The sequence below is a fragment of the Agathobaculum sp. NTUH-O15-33 genome, assembly GCF_033193315.1.
Classification (GTDB): domain Bacteria; phylum Bacillota; class Clostridia; order Oscillospirales; family Butyricicoccaceae; genus Agathobaculum; species Agathobaculum faecihominis_A.
Genome location: NZ_CP136187.1, coordinates 751,712 through 772,088, shown reverse-complemented (window position 1 = coordinate 772,088; position 20,377 = coordinate 751,712). Strand labels below are relative to the sequence as shown.

The window sequence follows — 20,377 nt, the reverse complement described above, 5'->3', positions numbered from 1 at the left end:
ATGTTCGTTTCCCCTTTCAGCTTTGCCCGTTTTCCAGCATCATCGATAATAGCTGCTCCAAGTGATCCTGCACCGCCGCTTCCAGCCCGCTTGCGTCGCGCGCCTGCAAGCGTTCAAAAATCTTTCGATGCCGGGCCGCCAAATAGCTTAAATTCCGCTGTGTCAGCGCCGTGCCGACGAACAGCCAGGATTTGATATTGCATTGCTCCCACAGTTTGCACAGCAGGCTGTTGCCCGAAGCGGCAATGATATGATCGTGAAACAGCGCGTCCATTTGCACATAGCGGTCGTTATCCTGCTTTGCGCCCGCGCGCTCCATTTCCGTCATCGCGCGCTGGATGCCGGCAAGCTGCTCGTCGGTCATGTTTTCGCAGGCCTGATGCGCGCCCAGCTTTTCCAGCGCGCCGCGCACGCGGTAAAAGTTCTCCATATCCTGCATGGTGATCTGCTTGACATAGGTTCCAAAATAAGGCTTTTGCTCCACCAATCCGCTGAATTCCAGCTCCCGTATCGCCTCCCGCACGGGGGCCTGTGAAACGCCAAGCAGCTGCGCCATTTTGGTTTCTACGATGCGGTCGCCCGGCTTCAGCTCGCCTCTAAGGATCGCCTGCCGGATGTACTGGCTGACCTCCTGATGCAGCAGCCGCCGTTTGGGTAGCCGTTTCGCTCCTGTTTCCATCTGTCTCCCCCTCTGTTGTTTGATCAAGGCCGCTGAAATACCGGTCGAACAGCCGATCCGCCTCTTCTGCCAGCGCCGCTGCAAACGCCTGATACCGCGCGATCAAATCGCGCCCGCGCGGCGTTACCTCGCTGCCGCCGCCGTCCACGCCGCCCACCTTGCGTTCGAGCAACGGATACCGCAGCTCGGCCTCGGCGGCCTTGACGATGCGCCACGCCTTGCTGTACGCCATGCCCATCGTGTGCGCGGCCACGTTCAGCGAGTGGCTCTCGCCAACGAGGAGCAGCAGCTCGGCCAGACCCGGGCCGAAAAAGGTTTCGCTTGCCCGCAGCCGGATCTTTAAGGAATACCGCAAGCCGCCGTGTTCCATATGCCCGCCCCCTTTACGCCGGCGCGCCGCACTCGCCGGCCTTGCCGCACAAAATCTCGATACCGTGCGGCAGCGCGGGCAGCAGCACCGCAAGGCATTCACGCGCCGCCTTGGGGCTGCCCGGCAGGTTGACGATCAGCGTGCGCCCGCGCGTGACCGCGACCCCGCGAGAAAGCATGCCGCGCGGCGTGATGCGCAGGCTTTCGGCGCGCATCGCTTCCGCGATGCCGGGCACCATGCGCTGACCCGCGTCGCAGGTCGCTTCGGGCGTGACGTCGCGCGGGGCAAGGCCGGTGCCGCCGGTGGTCAGGATCAAATCCGCGCCGCCCGCGTCCGCGAGCTCTCGCAGCGTTTGCGCGATCCGCTCCCGTTCATCGGGCACGACGCCGGTCCAAACGATCTCGGCCAGCTCGCCCAGCGTCTCCACGATCGCCGGACCGCTTTTGTCCTCGCGCAGGCCCTGACTACCCTTGTCGCTGACCGTCAGCACAGCGGTTCGTATTTTCATAAGCCCGCCTCCTCGCGCGTGACCACGCGAATGGAATCCCCCGCGCGCACCGCGCCTTCGGAAAGCACCTTGACGAAGATGCCTTCGGTCGGCATGATGCACCGGCCGATTTTTTGGTAGATCTCGCAGTGCTGATGGCACTGCTTGCCGATCTGCGTCACCTCGGTCAGGCAAGGCCCGATCAGCAGCAGCGTGCCGACCGGCAGCGTATGCAGCACGATCCCCTCCGTGGTCAGGTTTTCCGCGAATTTGCCCGGCGTCAGCCCCGGTACGCCGAGCGCCGTCATTTTATCGATGCTCTCCTGCGCGAGCAGGCTGATCTGCCGGTGCCAGTTGCCCGCGTGCGAATCGCCCACAATACCGTGATCGATCTTCAACAGCCCTTCTGCCACCGGGTGCTTGACCGTGCCCTTCTGCTTGCTGATATTGACCGCCGTAACGGTTGCCATAGCGCTCATCCTCCTATCCGATTCATCGCCCGCTGCGAATGAAACAGCGTTTCAAAATGGTGCCCGCGCGGTTTGTTCCATATTGCCGCGCGTATGGTATCGCCCAGTGTTTGGTCCGTTCCATCCAGCGCCGGGCGCAGGTCGGTCTCGGTGTTGTCGCCCAGACACATGCGCAGGTGGCCGTCGCTCGTCAGGCGGACGCGGTTGCACACCGCGCAAAATTTATGCGACACCGGGCTGATAAACCCGACGCGCCCGCGAAAGCCCTCGCCCGCGTAGTCCTCGCTCGGCTGACAGGGGCAGCGCGGCGCGAGCCTTTTCAGCGCGGGATACGCGGCCAGCACCTCGGCGTTCGGGATGCGGCGCGTGCCGTCCTCGCCCAACCTGCCGATTGGCATCAGCTCGATGAACCGCACATCGATCGGGTATTCCTTTGCCAGCCGAATGAAATCATCGATCTCGCCGTCGTTCTCGCCGCGCACCAGCACGGTGTTCACCTTGATCAGGTTCATGCCGCACGCGAGCGCCGCGTCGATGCCGCCCAGCACATCGCTCAAATGGCCGCCGCGCGTCATTTTGCTGTACCGCTCCTTGCACAGTGAATCCAGACTGATGTTGAGGCGCATGAGCCCCGCGCGGTGCAGGCCGCGTATCCGGCCCTCCAGCCCCTGCGCGTTCGTGGTCATACACAGGTCGCGCACCGTGGGATGCCGCGCGATATCCGCGATGATCTGTTCCAGATCCTGCCGCACCAACGGCTCGCCGCCCGTCACGCGCACCTTTTGCACGCCAAGCGCCGCCATCTGCGAAACGATGCGGGAAAGCTCCCCCGCCGTCAGCTCGTTTTCCGCCGTGAAGCAATCGTTCCCCTCGCGGCAATAGATACAGCGCAGATTGCACCGCTCGGTCACCGACAGACGCAGATAATTGATCTCGCGCCCAAACCGGTCAAGCATCGCGTTTCCTCCTTTTCTCAGCCCTTGCCAAAGCCGCAGTTTGGATACGTGCAGGTTTGGCAGTTCCGGCACAGTCCGCCGTGGCCCAGTTTTTTTACCGCTTTCCGCGTTACCCGTTCGCCCGCGAGCAGACGGGGCACGATCAGATCGAACACGCTCACCTTGTGGTACATCACGCAGCCCGGCAGACCGACCACCGGAATTTCCCCCAGATAACCGAGCAGGAACATGGCGCCGGGCAGGATGGGCGCGCCGTAGGTCTCGATTTGCACCCCCGCGCGGCGGATGCCCGCCGGCGTGCGGTCGTCCGGGTCGACCGACATGCCGCCCGTTACCGCGATTAAATCCGCGCCCCGCGCTTGCAAACTGCCGATGCAGTCCGCGATCATCTGATCGTCATCGTCCGCGAACAGCTGTTCAAACACCGTGCTGCCGAGGGCTTCGAATTTGCGGCGCAAAATGTCGCCGAATTTGTCCTCGATCAGGTGGTGGTAAATCTCGCTGCCGGTCGTCACCAGACCGACCTTGAGCGGTCGCAGCGGTTTTACCTCGACGAACGGGCCGACCGATTCCGCCCGCCGCACGACCGCTTCCTTGACAAACAGCGGAATCACGCGCGTGCCCGCGAGCTGCTCGCCCTTTCGCACCATGACGTTTTCGTGAATGGCCGCGAACATCACTTCGTCGTCCTCGATCAGGGCTTCCAGCTTGTCCACGTCGATTTTCAGCAACCCGTCGCACGCCGCGCGCAGCTCCACCTTGCCCTCGCCCTTTGGCAGAAGGTCGATATTAGGCCCGGCCGCGGCTGCCGCAATGCGCCTTGCCGCGTCGTCCTCGTGCACGTCGTCCGCGCCGAGTTCGAGCACGAACAAGTGCTTCTTGCCCATGGAGAGCAGCACCGGGATATCCGATTCCTCTACCACATGGCCCTTTTGAAAGCGGCTCCCCTTGAACTCGCCCGGGATGATTTGGGTCAGGTCGTGCGCGAGCACCGTGCCGACCGCGTTTTCCACCAAAACGGTTTTCATTGTTGCACCTCGCTTATCAGGTTCCATATGCTCTCCGCGGCCCGCTGGCGCGAGGCCGCCGCCAAGAGCGCTTGTTCGTTTCCGGCGCATCGCCGCGCCGCCCGGGCAAACCGTTCGTCCAGCGTCGCCGCCCGGTCCTCCATGACCAGCTTATCCGCCAGATACAGCACCGTGGCTTCGGATACCGTACCCCACATAGCGGGCGGCAGCTCCATATGCACGGACACGCACTCGGCGGCGCGGACATAGCCCAAATCCAACAGGGCCTGCGCCAGCCGCGCGGCGTGCTGCGGCTTTGTCCTTGCCGCGTCGTGTACGCGCGCCGCGGCCGCCAACAGCCGTTTATTAAGGTGCGCGCACGCCGGACTTTCGGCCAGCGCAAGCGCCCGGCGTTCGACCGCGCGGCAATGCCGCCGGATCGCCTCGGTCGAACCGAAGCGGTCGTGCAGCGCTTCGATCTCATACGCCGCCGGAACGCTTTCGGCGCGAAACGCCAGCAGGCGCTCGTAATCCGCCTTGGTATCCGCATCGAGCAGACAGCCGGGATCGCCGACCGGGCAAGCTTCGACGGCAAGGGGCGCAAGCGCGCCCTTGACGCCATCCCGCCCGTCGTGCGCGAGCACCGCCCGCGCCGCGCGCGGCCCAAGCAGCAACGGGTGTCCGTTCCTGCCTTCCATGCGGGGATGCGCCGCATCCGCCCCGGTTTGCGCCCGCGCCTGCCGGAGCGTTTGCAGAAGGCTGGGGCAAAACAGGGGGATGTCCGCCGGAAGCAAAAACACCTCGTCGCACTCCCCCAGCGCGCGCAGGCCGATCTTGGCGGAATCCAGCATCTGTGTTTCACGGAACGCGGGGTTGTGCGCAAAGCGCAAGTCCATCCCCGCGAGCGCCCGCTCGACATCCCTTGCCCGGCTGCCGGTCACGACCACGATACGCGCGGCGCCGCCTTCTCGCAAACGGCGCGCCGCGCTTTCGATCAGCGTGCCGCCGCCCAGCGGCAGCAAGGGCTTGAACGCCCCCATGCGGCGGGACAGCCCCGCCGCGAGTATGACCGCCCCCGTCATGCGCGACCGTTCCGAAACGCGACGAGCTCGGCCGCGATGGACACCGCGATCTCTTCCGGCGTTTGCGCGCCGATCGGCAGGCCGATCGGGGAATGCACCCGCGCAAGGGCGCTTTCGGCAATCCCGTCCGCCCGCAGCTTCTCATACATCAGGTCGCGCTTGCGTTTGGAGCCGATCATCCCGATATAGCCCGCCCGTGTCCGCAGCGCCCAGACGAGCGCCTCCCGGTCGCCCAGATGGCCGCGCGTGACGATCACCGCCATATCCTTTTCCCCCAGCGCCGCCTCCGGGATGTTGTCATAGGTTTCGACAATGACGCGCTTCGCGCTCGGAAACCGTTCGGGCGAGCAGAACTCGCTTCGATCTTCCACGACTACGATAGGGATTTCCAAAACATCCGCGATACGGGCAAGCTGCCTTGCAATATGCCCGCCGCCGAAGATCACCAGTTTGCCGTCGTCTATCTCCGCCAGTTCGCGTTGCAGCGCCGGTTGCTCCGTCCCGTCGTAAAACCGGATGGACAGCACGCCCGAACCGCCGCAGATCATATCCGAGTTCGCCGCGTCGGCGGAGGACAGGTCAAAGGGCATTTCGCCGCTTTTGCCCTCGGCGATAAGCTGCCGGGCGCGCTCGATCGCTCGCGCTTCCAACACGCCGCCGCCCACCGAGCCTTCGATGCCGCCGTCCTCCCGCACCAGCATGGTCGCGCCCTGATGGCGCGGCATCGAACCCGAGCCCTCGCGGATTGAGACCAGCGCGAAGGGTTCTCCTTTCGCGCACATTTCGCGCACCGCCTGTTTGATTCGTTTCATATGCTCACCCCTGCCGTTTCACGGCAAATACGGTATCTGAAAAGGCCTTCTCGCTTTTGTCGGGCGCGATCAGTACCTTTGTATGCTCTGTCAGCGCGCATGCCGCCGCATCGTACAGCGCGCGGTCCGCAAAGACCAGCCGCCCCGCCGTCCGGCAGAAATGCGCGATCGTTCGCCTGTCCACCGGGTCTGTTTCCGTGACGCTGAGCACCGCCGTGGAGACGCCGCACACGCCGCAGATCTTTGCCGCGCGCAGCGCCTGTTCCGCGTCCGGCGGCTCGATCACGAGCGCCACATCGACCCCTTTGTTCAAAACCTTCGTTGTTCCCTCAAAAGATAGCGCTTCCAGCATTGGTTTCCGGCCTCCCCCGGCGGCTGCTTCCCGCCGCATCACGCGGCGGGAAGCAGCCCAACGTACTTACTTGGTATTCGTCAGATATTTGTAGCAGCGGATCACGTTGGTGCGCTGGATGTATTCCATCATTTCTTCCTGTCCGATATCGACCGGGTAGCGGTCTGCGAAGCTGATGTTTTTCACGCAGGTATCCATATCCCAGCCGCGCGCGATCCCGCTGCCAACAGCAGAAAGCCATTCGTAAACGAACGCGCGCTGCTCGGCGATGTAGGAGCGATCCACGACAGAACCGTGACCCGGCACGAAATAATCCACATCGAGCGTTTCCAGAAAATCAAGCGTCTGAAGGAGCGCGCCGATGTCTGCCGAATGCAGCCAAGTCTGGCAGCCGGAAAACAGGGTGTCGCCCACAAAGGCGACGTGCTCCTTGGGTACGTGCACGCAAAGCTGGCTGGTCGAATGGCCGGGCGTATGGTAAAGCTCGAACACGGTATCGCCAAGGTGCAGCGTCATATGCTCGCGGAAGGTGATCTGCGGCCGGTTGACGATAAATTCCTCGCGCTTCGGCATGAGCGGCAGCGCCGCCTTGTCCTGCCGTTCCAGCACATCGACGCTGTAATCGTAGCAATCGCTGATATCGCCCGCGACCGTCCAAAAGATCTCATTTAGCTTTTCATGGCCGATCACAAGGCTTTCTCCCGCGAACCAGTGGTTGCCGAAGATGTGGTCGATATGGCCCTCGGTATTGATCAAGTACTTGATCGGGCCGCGTTTTTTGGCAAACTCGCGCATTTCCAGCAGCGTGGACAGCCACTGCGCCGTATCGATGAACACCGAGCCTTCGCTCGTGAAAACGATCGACGGGTTACAGCCGCGGATTTTGGTTTCGGTATAGACATTGGGCGTCAACATTTCCATAGACAGTTCCTCATTTCCAAATAGGGGGTGGTATTTCCTTTCGAGAGAGGCGGCAAAAAAGAAGAAAAGAAGAAAAAGAGTGTGGAGAGGAAGGAAGTTTTTACTTGCCGCCCCTCCCGAATCGGAAATCAGTTTTCAGCGAGCTTTTGCGCGCTCGCACGCTTCTTGCAGCGCGTGGCGGACCCAAACGCGCACCATTTGGACGCGGTACTCGCGCGTGGCGCGCTGATCCGTGATCGGAGCGATATGGGCGGCGCATTCCTCCGCCGCCTTGGCAAACAGCGCCTCATCCGGCTGCCGCCCGGTGAGCAGCGCTTCCGCCTCGCGGCAGCGAAGCGGCGTCGGTGCGACCGAGGCGAGCGTTACGCGCGCATCGGCGATCGTGCCGTCCTCCGCGAGCGTCAGCCGCGCGCCCGCGCCGACGATCGAAATATCCGAATCGCCGCGGATGGCGTATTTTTTGTAGGCCGCGCCGGTATGCGCCGCGGGCTTTTTGATCTGAAACCGTACAACCATTTCCGTTTCGCCAAGATCGGTCTTGCCCGGGCCCTTGAAGAAATCGCACAGCGGCATTTCACGCGCGCCGTCCGCGCCCGCGATGACCACGGCCGCGTCATGAAGCAGCAGGCCGTGTATCGCATCCGCCGAGGGCGACGCGTTGCACGCGTTGCCGCCAATGGTCGCAATATTGCGCACCTGCATGGAGGAAACGTGACCGCACGCCTCGCGCACCACCTGATAATCCTCCGCCAGCGCGGGCGAAAGCGATAGCTCGCGCAGGTTCGCGCGGGCGCCCAGCGTCAGCCCGGTTTCGGAAACGGCGATCGCGTCCAGCTCCGGGATATCCATCAGGCCGATGACCGCCGACGGCTGCCATAGCTTCATTTTGATGCGCGGCACCACATCGGTGCCGCCCGCGAGCAGCCGCGCGTTCTTGCCGTATTCCCCCAGCAGCGCGCAGCATTCCTCTACGCTCTTCGGCTGAAAGTATTTTTCAAACCGCATGCTCATCTCGTCTCCCTCCATTCCGCCGCGTAATCGCCGTAGTCGCCGTCGCGCACGGCTTCAATCGCTTCCACGATCTTTTTATAGCCCGTGCAGCGGCACAGGTTGCCGTGCAGGCCCTCGCGGATATCGTCCTCTGTGGCGTTCGGGTTTTCATCGAGGATGGCCTTGGCCGTCAGGATCATGCCGGGCGTGCAGTAGCCGCACTGCACGGCAAAATGGTCGATGAACGCCTGCTGCAGCGGGTGCAGGCCGTCTTCGCCCTCCAGCCCCTCAATGGTCGTGATCTCATGGCCCACGGCCTGCGGGATAAACATGGTGCAGCTTTTTACCGCCTTGCCGTCCATCAGCACGGTGCACACGCCGCAGTTGGAATCGTCGCAGCCGCGCTTGGTGCCGGTCAGGTTCAGCTCGTCGCGCAGCGTTTCCAGCAGGGTCAGCGACGGATGAACGTAAACCACGCGTTTTTTCTTGTTGATGGAAAGTTCAAACCGCATTTTCTCTTCGTACATCACTGGTTCGCCTCCTTGGCTTTCTTCTCCTGTATCAGCGCGAGGATGCGCTCGGCCGTCATCGGATAACCGGTGACGCGCACGCCGACCGCCTGATAGATCGCTTCCGCGATCGCGGGGCCGACCGGGATCGTGATCGATTCCGCCATGCCCTTGGCGCCGAACGGCCCATCGGGCAGCGGGTCGGGATTGATAAAGGCGTAAACATCATCGTTCTTCGGCATGTCGAGCACGCCGGGCAGGCGGTAATCGCTGAAATTGCAGTTGGCGATCTCGCCGCGTTCATTGTAAAGGTGTTCTTCCATCGTTGAGAAGCCGATCGCCATGTGCACGCCGCCCTCGATCTGGCCTTCGACCAGCTTGGGGTTGATCGGATTGCCCGTATCGGCGGAGGAGGCGACCTTCAGTACCTTGACCTGTCCGGTCTCCTCGTTGACCGCCACCTCGACCGCGGCCGCCGAGTATTGGAACCAGTTCCAAACGCGGTCGGACAGGCCGTTCTTGTCCCACTGGTGGATCGGCGCCGGGCAATACAGGCCGTGTCCCTTGACCGGCGAGCCCTTTTGCAGCCCCCAGTTGCCCTGTGTGAACATGCCGACCGGCACGAACAGCGACGGGATATCGACCTCCTGCACATACGAACCCTTGAGATACGCCTTTTTGCCCTCGATCTCCACCTTGGAAACATGCAGCCCAAAGTGCCGCGCGATCTCTTCCTTCAGCTTATCGATGCAGTCATGGCAGGCGGCGAGCACCGCGTTGCCGGTGTTATAAGTCGTGCGCGAGGAAGCGGAGTAGTTGTCATACGGCGTGATGGCGGTATCGCCCTTGGTCGTCTTGACGTCGGTGATCGGCACGCCGAATTCATTCGCGACGATCTGGGTCATGGCGGTCGTTACGCCCATACCGTTTTCATCGCACGAAATGAACAGCTCGATCGTGCCGTCCGAATTGTACCAAACCTCGGCTTCCGAACGGCCAAGCGGCGTATTCTGTTTGCCGCCCACCGCGACGCCGCGGCCCTTTTTCCAAACGCCCATATCCTGCTCGGGCTTTTCCTCCACGCGGACCGCGTCCGCGACCGCCTGCAGGCACTTTTTAAGGCCCGAGGAGGTGATCAGCTCGCCGTAGCAGTCGCGCTCGCCCGCGTCGATGATGTTCTTCATGCGGATCTCGACCGGGCTCATGCCGAGGTCGTCCGCCAGCTTGTTGACCAGACACTCGATGCCGAACTCCGCTTCGGGGCAGCCGAGGCCGCGGTATTCGGCGGCGGGCACGGTGTTGGTTGCGACCGCGTAAGTATCCATGCGGATGTTCGAGGGCTGGCCCTTTTCCGCCCAGCGGTACACGGGCGCCGCGCCGGAGGAGGACAGGCGGCCCGAGAAAAACGTGTTGTTCAGCGCCGCGCCAATCTCTTCGCAGAGATAGTAATCGTTGGCGATGATCGTGCCGTCCTTTTTCGCGCCGAGCTTTACCTTGGTCTGGCACGGCCAGTTGGAGGGCGCCGAGCAGAACACCTCCTTGCGGGAAAAGCGGAAACGCACGGTGCGTTTGGCCTTCAGGCACATCAGCGCGGTCAGTATTTCGATGTAGGGGTTCAGGCGCGAGCCGAACGAGCCGCCCATATACGGCTGGATCACGCGCACGCGCGATTCCGGCATGCCGAGGATACGGCAGATGCCCTGCTTGATCACGCCGTGCACGCCCGCGCCGTTGGACCACATGGTAATGCCGCCGTCGTTATCATAGCGGCAGATGGCGTTGGCGCATTCGAGCGGACTTGCGGTTTTTTTGCCGACCCAGAATTCGCCCTCTTCCGTGATATCGGCTTCCCGCAGCTTTTGTTCCACATCGCCCGCGTTCATATAAAACGCGCCGACGACATTGGGGGAAACGCGGTTTGTCGCGCGGTCCGCCGGGCGGTCCATAAAGCCCTGATCGCGGGTCTCGTATTCGGGGTCGATCACGGCGACGGGATCGGGCTTCATCGCTTCTTCATAGTTGAGTACGTGCGGCAGCACCTCGTAGTCGACCTCGATCAGCTCGACCGCCTGCTCGGCGATCTCCTCTGTTTCGGCCGCGACCAGCGCGATGGTCTGTCCCGCCCAAAGCGCGCGGTCCGTCGCGAGTACGGATGCCTTGGGATACTGATCCCAATCGATGCCGGGCTCATTCCCGGTCAGGATGTACAGTACGCCCTCCAGCGCTTTTGCCTTCGTCGTGTCCAGCCGCTTGATGTTGGCGTGCGCGTACGGGCTGCGCTTGGCCTTGATATGCGCCATATTCGGAAACTGGTTATCAAAATCACTGGCGTACAGGCCCTTGCCGGTGACCTTATCATATGCGTCGATCCGTTTTTCGCCCTTGCCGATTAAGGTGTCCATCTGATTGCCTCCTTGTTAAAATCCGGTTTACCGTCTGCGCTTGCCGCGCACATACGCGGCCAGCATGACGAGAAGAATAATGCCGTAGCCGAGCCATTTGCCCGCGTCGCCCCAGCCGAGCGCGACGAACAGGTTGGTCAGGCTTTGCAGCACGATCGCGCCGAGCACAACGCTTAAGTAATTTGCTTCGCCGCCGTTGATCGAACAGCCGCCGACCACGACCGCCACGACGGACGGCATCACATAATTGGAACCCATGTCCTTGGCCGCCTGACCGAGATAGCCGACCAGCAGCAGGCCGATCAGCGCGGCCAGTATGCCGGACACGACAAACGCAATGCAGCGCACCCGGCGCACATTGACGCCGCTGAGATACGCCGTGGTTTCATTCGCGCCCACGCCGAGGATCTTGACGCCAATCTTCGTTTTGCCGATCAGCACGCCCGATATCACGAGCGCGACCAGCACGACGAGCAGGATGTTCGGAAACACGCCGGTGAATTTAGCGGCCAGCGCTTGCAGCAGCGGCGCGGATTGCCCCTTGATCGGCGTGGCCGCGACGTAAGCGTTGACAATGCCCTGCACGATATTGGCCATCGCCATGGTGACGACCAGCGGCGGCAGACCGGCGTAAGCCGTCAATACGCCGTTGCCAAGGCCGAACACCGCGCCGACCGCGATGGCGACCAGAATCGCGGGCACAAGCCCGCCGTTGCCGCCGTCCATGATGCTCGCGCCGAGAATGCCCGAAAGCGTCGCTATGTAGCCGACCGACAGATCGAGCCCGCCGCCGCCCACGCAGATGACCAGCATCTGGCACAGGCCGAACAACGCGACAAAGGTAGCCAGCCGCATGGTGAGAAAGACCTGCTGCGTGGAGAGAAACGTGCCCGGCGCCGCGCCCTTCAAGAACGTAAGCACGAGCTCGCCGCCGACAAAAACCAGAATGACCATCAAAAGCGTGTTGATGACCTTTTTGTTGCCGTTGTAGAAATCTGCCAGCGGATGCTTTTCCAGCTGTACGGGACGGTTGTCCATGCTCATTTCCCTCCCTTCAGCGCGGCTTTCTTCTGCGAAGCCGCATAGGCGGCCGACACGCCGATCGCCGCTATGATGATCAGGCCGCTGACCAGCGTCTGATAAGCGTTCGGAATGTTGGCGAAGAAAATGATCTTGCTGACAAAACTCATGATCAGCGCGCCCGCGATGGCGAGGAACACGTTGCCCTTGCCGCCCGACATCGCCACGCCGCCGACCACGGCGGCGGCGATCGCCTGCAAGGTGAGCGTATCGCCGAAATGAGCCGAGCCCGCGCCGTTTTGTCCGGCGTAGTAAACCGCCGCGAAATACAGGAACACCGCGTTGATGATGTAGGCGACGGTCTGTATTTTAGCGGTGTTGATGCCGCTTGCATAAGCGTTTTCATTATGGCTGCCGACCGCGTACAGATAGCGCCCAGTACGCGTGCGGCTGATCAAGTACCAAATGACGCATGCGAGCACAATCCACAGCAGCGCCGTCGGCACAAACCGGCCGATCCCGGCGAGCGCGGGCACCTGCTTCATATCGTAAAAGGCCTTGAACCATTTCACCTGCTTGCCGCCCGGTGTGGGCGTGACAAACAAGGCGATGCCGAGCCACGCATACGAGGTCGCAAAGGTCGCGATGACGGCGGGCAGCCGCAGATAGCCGACCGCGATGCCGTTTACCAGCCCGATGACGACCGCGACCGCCAGACCGGCTACAAGCGCGGTAACGCCGGTGACCGGCGAATCCGGATTCATCACGCGGGTCATGACGCACAGCATGAGCGCCATCGAGGTACCGCAGGACATATCAAGCCCGCCCGCGATGATCACGACCGCCTGCCCCATCGCCAATAGAATCAGCGGTGTGAAGGCGTTGATGTAGCTTAAAAGCGTGCGCGCCGTAAAGAAATTCTTTTGCAGGCACGCGATCGCCACCAACATGACGGCCAGCATGAGCAGTGTGGAAAACTCGGGCCGTCCCGCGAGCGTTTTCCAGTTTCGTTTTTTCTTTTCTTTCACTCGTCGCCACCCCCCGGTCAGCCAACACGCATGGACTGGGCCACAATGTTATCCTCGGTGATCTCGGGCCCTGTGAGTTCGGACACGATCTCGCCCTCGTACATGATGAGCAGCCGGTCGCAGTAGCTGATCAGCTCGTCGCTGTCCGACGCATACAGAATGACCGACATATTTTTCTCGCGCACCAGATTCATGATAAAATCATACAAATCCTTTTTGGCGCGCACATCGACGCCCTTGGCCGGGTCGGCCAAAAGCAGCACCTTGATATCGAACGGCAGCCACTTGCCGACGACCACCTTTTGCTGGTTGCCGCCCGACAGGGTGTACATATCCACATCGATATCGCGGGCCCGTACCGATAGCGCTTTGCAGATCTCCTCGGCTTCGGCGCGGTATTTCTTTTTCGGTGTGAAAAGCGGCTGCTTTTTCAGACCGAGCTTGGGATAGATCATGTTGTAATAGATCGAACCGAGCTGGAACGAGCCTTCCTTTTGCCGGTCGCCCGGTACAAGCAGCACGCCGTTTTGCACCGCGTTCGACGGCTTGTTGAGCGCCACCGTTTTCCCGTCCACCTGCGCGATGGAGCGCGCCTGCCGGTAGTTGCCCGCGAGGGCGAGCATCAGCTCGGTCTGGCCCTGTCCCGCAAGGCCGCCGATGCCGAGCACCTCGCCGCGGCGCAGCCGGAAGCCAACGTCTCTGAGGAATTTGCCGTAGTTTAGGTTTTCAACGGAGAACACGGTCTCATCCGGAATGTCGCGGTACTCCTTGGTGACCTCTACCCCCTCGTTTTCGCCCGTGATCATCCGAACGATCGCCTCCGGGTCGCGGCCATCCTTTGCAAAGTCCATTGAGCCGACATTCTCCCCGTTGCGAAAGACGACGATGTCGTCACAGATCTCCATGACCTCGCCCAGCCGGTGGGACGTGAAGATCATGGCGACGCCTTCGTCAGCCAGCTTACGCATATAGCGGAACAGGCTTTTCACTTCTTCCTGTTCGAGCGCCGCCGTCGGTTCGTCGAAAATGAGAAGCTTGGGACGGACCGAGATCGCCTTGGCGATTTCCGTGATCTGCTGTTCGCCCGGGTTCAGCTCGCCCACGCGGCGGGTCACGTCCATGCCGGGCTTGAGATCCTCGATAATGCCGCGCGCCAGCTCCATGGCCTGCCGATCGTTTAGAAACAGCCCCTTTTTCTGCTCGATACCCAGCACGATATTTTGCCAAACGGTCAGATCCGGTATCAAGCTGAGGTTTTGGAACACCATGGAAATGCCGTCCATTTTGGCATCATTCGGGTTTTTATAAGCGATCTCGCGGCCCTCGTAAACAATGGTTCCGCTGTCCTTTCCATAAACGCCGGTGATGATCTTGGAAATGGTGCTTTTGCCCGAGCCGTTGGTGCCGAGCAGTCCCGTGATCCTGCCCTTTTCGCAGGTCAGGTTGCCGTTTGACAGCGCGACAACACCGCCGAACAGCTTTTTGATTCCCGTTGCTGTCAATAATGGCATGCGTGACTTCTCCTTCCGTTTTGATCGTCCAATCAGTAAGAGGTGCGGCGGCGGCTCCGCCGCCGCACGCCCCTACGCTTGTTACTTAAAGAATGCCTGCGCCTCGTCTTCGCTCCAGTACTCGGTCAGCAGGTAATCGTCGCCCTTGCCCTCAAGAAGCGGCTCTACGTCGGCGATATTGTCGTCCGTATACCAGTTCTTCACATCGTAGATGCAGGCTCTGCCGTACAGGCCGCCCAGCTTGGATTCATCGAGCTGCTTATCCTCGGCCAGATTGACCGCGATGCGCAGGCCGGACGCGACGATGCTCGGCGGGTTCGGCTGCGAGCAAACCTTGATATCCTTGCCCTCTTCCTTGAGCTTCACATATTCCTTATAGTTGGCCGTGCCGCACTCGATAAACGCGGCCTTGGGGCACTTACCCAGATCGGTGAACGCGGTCAGGCAGCCGAAGCCCATCGAATCCTGCGTGATCAGGCCGTCGATCTCGGTGCCGCCGCCCAGAATCTGAGAGGTGACCTGCTTGGCGACCTGATTGTCCCAGCCGCCGCTGGTGGAAGCGACCAGATTGATATCGGGATAGTTTTTCAGCACATCCTCGGTCGCGCGGATACGTTCGTTGTTGGCCGGGTGGCCCTCGCCGCCGTAGACCTGAATCACATTGCCCTTGCCGTCCAGCGCTTCGCAGATGTACTTGGCAACGCGTTCGCCCCAAGCGTAATGATCGATCGAGACGCAGTAGACGCCCTCCACATCGACCTCGCAGTCGGCGGCGACGACCGTCTTGCCCGCCGCTACCGCTTCCGCCAGCACACCGTTCAGATCGGTCGGGCTGTTCGGGTTGACCACGATGACGTTGATGGAATCATCGTTGATGAAGTCGCGGATGATATTGGCCTGTTCGTTGGAGTCCCAGTTGGTCGTGTTGTTAACGATCTTGTAATCCTTGATACGGCCTTCGGCCTTGTACTCTTCGGCGACCTTGGTAAAGTCGTCGATGCCTTCCTGACGGAACGTGGTGCCGGCCGCGCCGGTCGAAAAGCCTACCACGATGTCGCTCGACGATGCGGGCGCATCGCCGCCCGCCTGCGCGTTCGGGTCCGGCGTATCGCCGCCCGCTTCTCCGCCGCCACCGCAGCCGGACAGCATGCCAAGGGTCATCATACCGCTCAGTAATAATGCTACCAATCGTTTCATGTTGATTCCTCCAAACTTTCTCTTTGATTTCCGAGTGTTCCGATATGCCTTGTCGATTATATATTAAATATTTTATATAATCGATTATCGGATTGTGTGTATTATGTCATTCTCATCCGGTAAAGTCAAGGCGTTTTCTGGATGTTTTACACAAGTGACAGCAAGTTTGTAAGGTTGTTAAAAAATTAATAATCGTTTTTATATAATCCTACAAAGGGCCTTATTCTTGGTAGAAAATAACGCTTTCCCGTTTTTGCTTGACTTTTTTCCTCCCCTGACTTATGCTGGTAAAAGAGAATGTCGTACCTGTCATGTCACAGGAAAGGAGTGTTATTCTATGTCCCCCACGCCCCGGCCCGCCACCAAGGAACGCGCGGCGTATGAAGCGATTCGCTCGGCAATCATAAGCGGCGGCCTACAGCCCGGCCAGCAGGTATCCATCCGCGATCTGGCCGCGCGGTTTGATCTGGGCCGCACCCCAATTACGGACGCCATGAAGCGCCTTGCGATTGAGGGCTGGCTGGAAAGCGCGCCCGGCGTCGGCACGCGCGTCGCCGCGCTTGATCTGGGCGACCGCTATGAATACATGCAGGTGCGCGGCGCGATCGAGGTATTAGCCGCGCGGCTGTGCGCCGAGCATATCATCCCCGAGGCCGCGCTTGATCTGGACCACTGCCTAGCGGTGGCGCGGCTCGCCATTGACAGCCAGAACTGGCTGCGCGCGATCGAGGCCGATATCGAGTTCCACCGCCTTTGCGCGGAAAAGTGCGGCAACCGCTTTCTTATGGAGTTTTATGACCGCCTGCTCACGCAGGACGAGCGCGTATTTTACCGCAACCTGCCCGATCCGGACGCGCGCATCCAGTCGCACGCGCAGCATCAGGCGATCGTGGACGCGATCAAGGCCGGCGACGCGGACGGCGCCGCCGTCGCCGCCCAGCGGCATACCGATACGATCTTGCAGCGCCTGCAATCGGAGCAAGAGCGACATTGATCAAAAAAAGTGGACGGAGAAAACTCCGTCCACTTTTTTTATTCCGCCGCGGCCTGTACGGCGTGCACGATGGAATCATAGCCCGTGCAGCGGCACAGGTTGCCGGACAGCGCGCGCCGGATCTCCGCCTCGGTCGGATGCGGATCGCGCAGCAGCAGCGCCTTGGCGCTCATCAACATGCCCGGCGTGCAAAAGCCGCACTGGACCGCGTGCTGTTCCAAAAAGGCCTTTTGCAGCCGTGAGAGCTCACCGTCCTGCTGCAGGCCCTCCACGGTATAGATCGTTCTGCCCGTCGCCTGTCCCGCGAGGAACAGGCAGGCATTGACCGGTTCGCCATCCACGATCACCGTACACGCGCCGCACTCACCCACGCCGCAGCTTTTCTTGGTGCCCGTCAAATGCAGCGTTTCCCGCAGCAGATCGAGCAGGGTCATCGCGGGATCGCAATCGATTGCAATGGCTTGGTCGTTGAGCGTAAAGCACAGTTTCATGTCGTCCCCTCCTCCCATGTTTTGCGAAGCAGCGCCGCCGTAAAGTCCGCCGCGACCGGCAGCTTATAAACGCTGGACGCGCGCTTGCCGGTCTCGCGCAGGATGGTATCGGATACAAGCGCCCCCACGCGCGCAAACAGCGCGTCATCCGGCGCTTGTCCCGCAAGCGCCGCCTCGGCCTCTGTAAAGCGCTGGGGCCGGTCGGTCGCGGCGCCGATGCACAGCCGCGCCCCGGCAATTTTTCCTTCCCGCGCGGTGAGCAGGCACACGCCGTTCAGCCGCGCGATAGACAGGGCGTTTCGCCGCCCGATCTTATCAAAGCCCTGCCGCGTAAGCGGCGGCAGCGGCGGGATGGCAAATGAAACGATCAGCTCGCCGGGTCCCAGCGCGTTTTGGGAGGCGCCTGTCACCAACTCGGCCACCGGAACGTTTCGGCCGCCGCCTGCGCTTTGTATATGAGCCACCGCGTCCAGCGCGGTCAGCGCGGGCACCAAGTCCGCCGCCGGGCTGGCATTTGCCACATTGCCGCCCGCCGTGCCACGGCTGCGAATCTGCGGCGAACCGATGGAAGCCGCCGCTCGGCAAAGAACGGGAAAACGCTCCCGCAGCAGCGCGTTTCGCTCAATCTCGGTAAAAGTAACGGCGGCGCCGAGCAAGACCGCGTCGTTCGTCTCGCTTATCCCACGCAGCGCCGCAAGGCGCGTCACATCCAGATACGCGGCGGGCGCGCGTCGTCCTTCCCTGCGCTGTACGACCAGATCCGTGCCGCCCGCGAGGATCGTGGGCGCGTCCTCTCGCGCAAGCAGCGCAAGCGCTTGCTCCAAGCTGTTTGGCTGATAAAATGCGCTCATCCCTGCGCCTCCTTTCGCTTTTGCTCGACTGCCGCGCGCACCTTTTCAAGGGTAAAGGGCAATTCACGCAGCCGCACGCCCAGCGCGCGATCAATGGCGTTCGCCACCGCGGGCGCGACCAGCGCGGTGGACGCTTCGCCCACCCCGTGCACGCCCAACGGGTTTTCCGCCGGCACTTCGGCCAAGGGCAGCGCGCGCACGCCCTTGGTGTCCATTGCCGTGGGCAGCAAATAGGTATTGAAATTCCGGGTCTTTAGAACGCCGTTTTCCGGCTCCGCCCGCTCGGTCAGCGTGTAGCCGAGCGCCATTGCCACGCCGCCCGCGATCTGTCCACACGCTTCGGGGTAATTGACGATTTCGCCGATATCGTGCAGGCACAGCAGGTCGGTCACTTCGATCTTGCCGGTCACCGGGTCGATCTCCACCTCGGCCCCGGCCGCGCCGTAGCTGAACGCATAGTAGGTATTGCCCTGTGCCCGCTCGAAATCCCAACTGGTCCGCGGCGCGACCCATTGGCCGTGCGCATCCGTGCGCACGCCCGTGAGCGCGCACAGCCCCGCGGCCTCTGCAAACGAGGTAAGCGTTTGCCCGCGCGCGGTCAGGATCCCATCCGCGAAGGCGATTTCCGCGGCCGGTATACCGGCTTGCTCCGCAACGACCGCCGCCATTGCGTCGCGCACGGCCTCGGCCGCGAGCCGTACCGCGTTGCCGCCCGAAATGGTGCCGCGCGAGCCCGCGGTCGCGCCGCTGTCCGGTACATAGGCCGTGTCGACCGGGCACACGGTCACATCGGTAAGCGGCACGCCCAGTACCCCGGCGCACACCTTGGCCATGATCGCGTGCGCGCCCTGCCCCACCTCGCTGATGCTGGTATAAATATTGACGCTGCCATCGGCCTGCACCCGCACATCGGTCCCCGCCACATCCGCGTCGCGCGCGGCCGCGCCGTAGGATTCGCCGCGATGCAGGCAGGCGATGCCCCGCGCGCGGTATTTGCCCTCCGGCGTAATGACAGGCTCGTCAAGCGGAAATTCCCGTTCCAGCCGATCCAAGCATTGCGGCAGGCTGACGCGGGTCAGCGTCTGTCCGGTCGCGCCGATCGAGCCTTCGCGCACCATATTTTTGCGGCGCAGGGTGTAAGGATCGATATGCAGCTCGCTTGCCAGCTCGTCGATCAGGGATTCGGATGCAAAATCGACCTGCGGCGAGCCAAAACCGCGCACCGCGTCCGAATAAACGTTGTTGGTGAACGCCGCGCGAATATGGGTATGCACGTTTTCAATTTCATACGGGCCAGCCGCTTCGACCGCCGCGCGCCAGATCGTCGCCAGACTGCGCGAACGGTACGCGCCAGCGTCGGCCACGCCGTCGATGCGCAGGGCGGTGATCTTGCCGTCCCGCGTCGCGCCGATGCGGTAGGTCAGCCGGAAGGGGTGCCGCTTGGTGCCCTCGACCATGCATTCCTCGCGCGTCCACGCCATTTTACACGGGCGGCCGGTTTTCATCGCGGCCACGGCCGCGCGCGTTGCAATCACGACGATATCGATATCCTTGCCGCCGAACGAACCGCCCACGGCGGGCTGGATCACCCGCACGCGGTTTTGCGGCAGGCCGCAGGTGGCGGCAAGGCTTTTCTTGATGTTGAACGGGAACTTGCAGGGGGCGTATACCGTGATGCCGCCGCCCTCCGGCACGACGACGGCCACGTCCCCCTCGATCGCGGAATGCTGGATGCGCTGGGTCTTATAGGTGCGTTCCAGCACCACATCGGCTTTCGCGAAACCCGCTTCCACATCCCCCTTGCGGACAAGGTGCTCGCAGGCCAGATTATGGTCGCCGTACAGCACGACCGAGCGGTCGCTCAGCGCCTTAACCGGATCGAACACGGCGGGCAGCGGCTCGTACCGCACCTTGACCGTAGCGGCAGCCGCTTCCGCCTGCTCGCGCGTTTCCGCCGCGACGACCGCCACGCCGTCGCCCGCCGAATTGACCAGTTCGTCCGCCAGCATCGGTTTATCGTACGGCGGCTGGTTGACGCCGGGCACATCCTTCGCGGTATATACGCCCGCCACGCCCGGCATTCCCAGCGCCGCAGCCGCGTCTATCTCCAATATGCGCGCGCGCGGATGCGGGCAGCGCACGGTCACCGCGTGCAGCATACGCGGAAACTGCAAATCGTCCGCGTATTTTGCGGCGCCGGTCAGCTTTTCCATCACATCGGCCCGGCAAAAGCCTTGGTTACACATCG

At 62.0% G+C, this 20,377-nt stretch carries 21 protein-coding genes; 1 reads left to right on the top strand and 20 read right to left on the bottom strand.

What is annotated here, in order from left to right:
* Positions 1-16: 16 nt before the first annotated feature.
* The 17 genes from RWV98_RS04095 to RWV98_RS04015 form a co-directional block, all read right to left on the bottom strand.
* A complete protein-coding gene (locus RWV98_RS04095; protein ID WP_280962335.1) occupies positions 17-679 on the bottom strand; it encodes a GntR family transcriptional regulator in 663 nt (220 codons plus the stop codon).
* Positions 597-1,049, bottom strand: a complete 453-nt coding sequence (locus RWV98_RS04090; protein ID WP_317863941.1) for a winged helix-turn-helix domain-containing protein — start codon at positions 1,047-1,049, stop codon at positions 597-599. Before RWV98_RS04090 ends, RWV98_RS04095 begins: the two co-directional genes overlap by 83 nt.
* Before the next feature lie 13 nt (positions 1,050-1,062).
* Positions 1,063-1,557, bottom strand: coding sequence for a MogA/MoaB family molybdenum cofactor biosynthesis protein (locus RWV98_RS04085; RefSeq protein ID WP_280962333.1), 495 nt, complete (start codon positions 1,555-1,557; stop codon positions 1,063-1,065).
* Complete coding sequence (locus RWV98_RS04080; RefSeq protein ID WP_280962332.1) at positions 1,554-2,006, bottom strand: MOSC domain-containing protein; 453 nt, start codon at positions 2,004-2,006, stop codon at positions 1,554-1,556. Before RWV98_RS04080 ends, RWV98_RS04085 begins: the two co-directional genes overlap by 4 nt.
* A 5-nt stretch (positions 2,007-2,011) precedes the next feature.
* Positions 2,012-2,962 (bottom strand): GTP 3',8-cyclase MoaA, encoded by a 951-nt coding sequence (gene moaA / locus RWV98_RS04075; protein WP_317863939.1) that lies wholly within the window; start codon positions 2,960-2,962, stop codon positions 2,012-2,014.
* Between the two features lie 17 nt (positions 2,963-2,979).
* On the bottom strand, positions 2,980-3,990 hold the full coding sequence (locus RWV98_RS04070) for a molybdopterin-binding protein (protein WP_317863938.1): 1,011 nt from the start codon (positions 3,988-3,990) through the stop codon (positions 2,980-2,982).
* Entirely contained in the window at positions 3,987-5,051 is a 1,065-nt protein-coding gene (locus RWV98_RS04065; RefSeq protein ID WP_280962329.1) for a nucleotidyltransferase family protein, read from the bottom strand. The genes RWV98_RS04070 and RWV98_RS04065 overlap by 4 nt, the downstream gene beginning before the upstream one ends.
* A complete protein-coding gene (locus RWV98_RS04060) occupies positions 5,048-5,863 on the bottom strand; it encodes an XdhC family protein (RefSeq protein WP_317863936.1) in 816 nt (271 codons plus the stop codon). The genes RWV98_RS04065 and RWV98_RS04060 overlap by 4 nt, the downstream gene beginning before the upstream one ends.
* Before the next feature lie 4 nt (positions 5,864-5,867).
* On the bottom strand, positions 5,868-6,215 hold the full coding sequence (locus RWV98_RS04055; RefSeq protein WP_317863934.1) for a hypothetical protein: 348 nt from the start codon (positions 6,213-6,215) through the stop codon (positions 5,868-5,870).
* Between the two features lie 66 nt (positions 6,216-6,281).
* Positions 6,282-7,136, bottom strand: a complete 855-nt coding sequence (locus RWV98_RS04050; RefSeq protein WP_317863933.1) for an MBL fold metallo-hydrolase — start codon at positions 7,134-7,136, stop codon at positions 6,282-6,284.
* A gap of 135 nt (positions 7,137-7,271) precedes the next feature.
* On the bottom strand, positions 7,272-8,147 hold the full coding sequence (locus RWV98_RS04045; RefSeq protein WP_280962325.1) for an FAD binding domain-containing protein: 876 nt from the start codon (positions 8,145-8,147) through the stop codon (positions 7,272-7,274).
* Positions 8,144-8,653 (bottom strand): (2Fe-2S)-binding protein, encoded by a 510-nt coding sequence (locus RWV98_RS04040; RefSeq protein WP_442872097.1) that lies wholly within the window; start codon positions 8,651-8,653, stop codon positions 8,144-8,146. The genes RWV98_RS04045 and RWV98_RS04040 overlap by 4 nt, the downstream gene beginning before the upstream one ends.
* Positions 8,653-11,037 (bottom strand): xanthine dehydrogenase family protein molybdopterin-binding subunit, encoded by a 2,385-nt coding sequence (locus RWV98_RS04035; protein WP_317863931.1) that lies wholly within the window; start codon positions 11,035-11,037, stop codon positions 8,653-8,655. Before RWV98_RS04035 ends, RWV98_RS04040 begins: the two co-directional genes overlap by 1 nt.
* Before the next feature lie 27 nt (positions 11,038-11,064).
* Positions 11,065-12,075: an ABC transporter permease gene (locus RWV98_RS04030; protein WP_280962323.1), complete on the bottom strand. Its 1,011-nt coding sequence runs from the start codon at positions 12,073-12,075 to the stop codon at positions 11,065-11,067.
* Positions 12,076-12,077: 2 nt separating this feature from the next.
* Positions 12,078-13,085 (bottom strand): ABC transporter permease, encoded by a 1,008-nt coding sequence (locus RWV98_RS04025; RefSeq protein ID WP_317863928.1) that lies wholly within the window; start codon positions 13,083-13,085, stop codon positions 12,078-12,080.
* Positions 13,086-13,102: 17 nt separating this feature from the next.
* Positions 13,103-14,596, bottom strand: a complete 1,494-nt coding sequence (locus RWV98_RS04020; RefSeq protein WP_317863926.1) for a sugar ABC transporter ATP-binding protein — start codon at positions 14,594-14,596, stop codon at positions 13,103-13,105.
* Positions 14,597-14,677: 81 nt separating this feature from the next.
* Entirely contained in the window at positions 14,678-15,793 is a 1,116-nt protein-coding gene (locus RWV98_RS04015) for a substrate-binding domain-containing protein (protein WP_317863924.1), read from the bottom strand.
* Positions 15,794-16,130: 337 nt separating this feature from the next.
* Between RWV98_RS04015 and RWV98_RS04010 the strand changes: the two genes are divergently transcribed.
* Positions 16,131-16,787: a GntR family transcriptional regulator gene (locus tag RWV98_RS04010; RefSeq protein WP_317863922.1), complete on the top strand. Its 657-nt coding sequence runs from the start codon at positions 16,131-16,133 to the stop codon at positions 16,785-16,787.
* Positions 16,788-16,825: 38 nt separating this feature from the next.
* Here RWV98_RS04010 and RWV98_RS04005 read toward each other — a convergent pair whose 3' ends face one another.
* Genes RWV98_RS04005 through RWV98_RS03995 form a run of 3 tightly spaced genes read right to left on the bottom strand, consistent with a single transcriptional unit; the run spans position 16,826 to position 20,375 of the window.
* Entirely contained in the window at positions 16,826-17,278 is a 453-nt protein-coding gene (locus RWV98_RS04005) for a (2Fe-2S)-binding protein (protein WP_317863921.1), read from the bottom strand.
* The gene (locus RWV98_RS04000; protein ID WP_317863919.1) at positions 17,275-18,129 is read right to left on the bottom strand and encodes an FAD binding domain-containing protein; all 855 of its coding nucleotides are present in this window, start codon (positions 18,127-18,129) and stop codon (positions 17,275-17,277) included. Before RWV98_RS04000 ends, RWV98_RS04005 begins: the two co-directional genes overlap by 4 nt.
* A complete protein-coding gene (locus RWV98_RS03995) occupies positions 18,126-20,375 on the bottom strand; it encodes a xanthine dehydrogenase family protein molybdopterin-binding subunit (RefSeq protein ID WP_317863917.1) in 2,250 nt (749 codons plus the stop codon). The genes RWV98_RS04000 and RWV98_RS03995 overlap by 4 nt, the downstream gene beginning before the upstream one ends.
* Positions 20,376-20,377 lie beyond the last annotated feature (2 nt).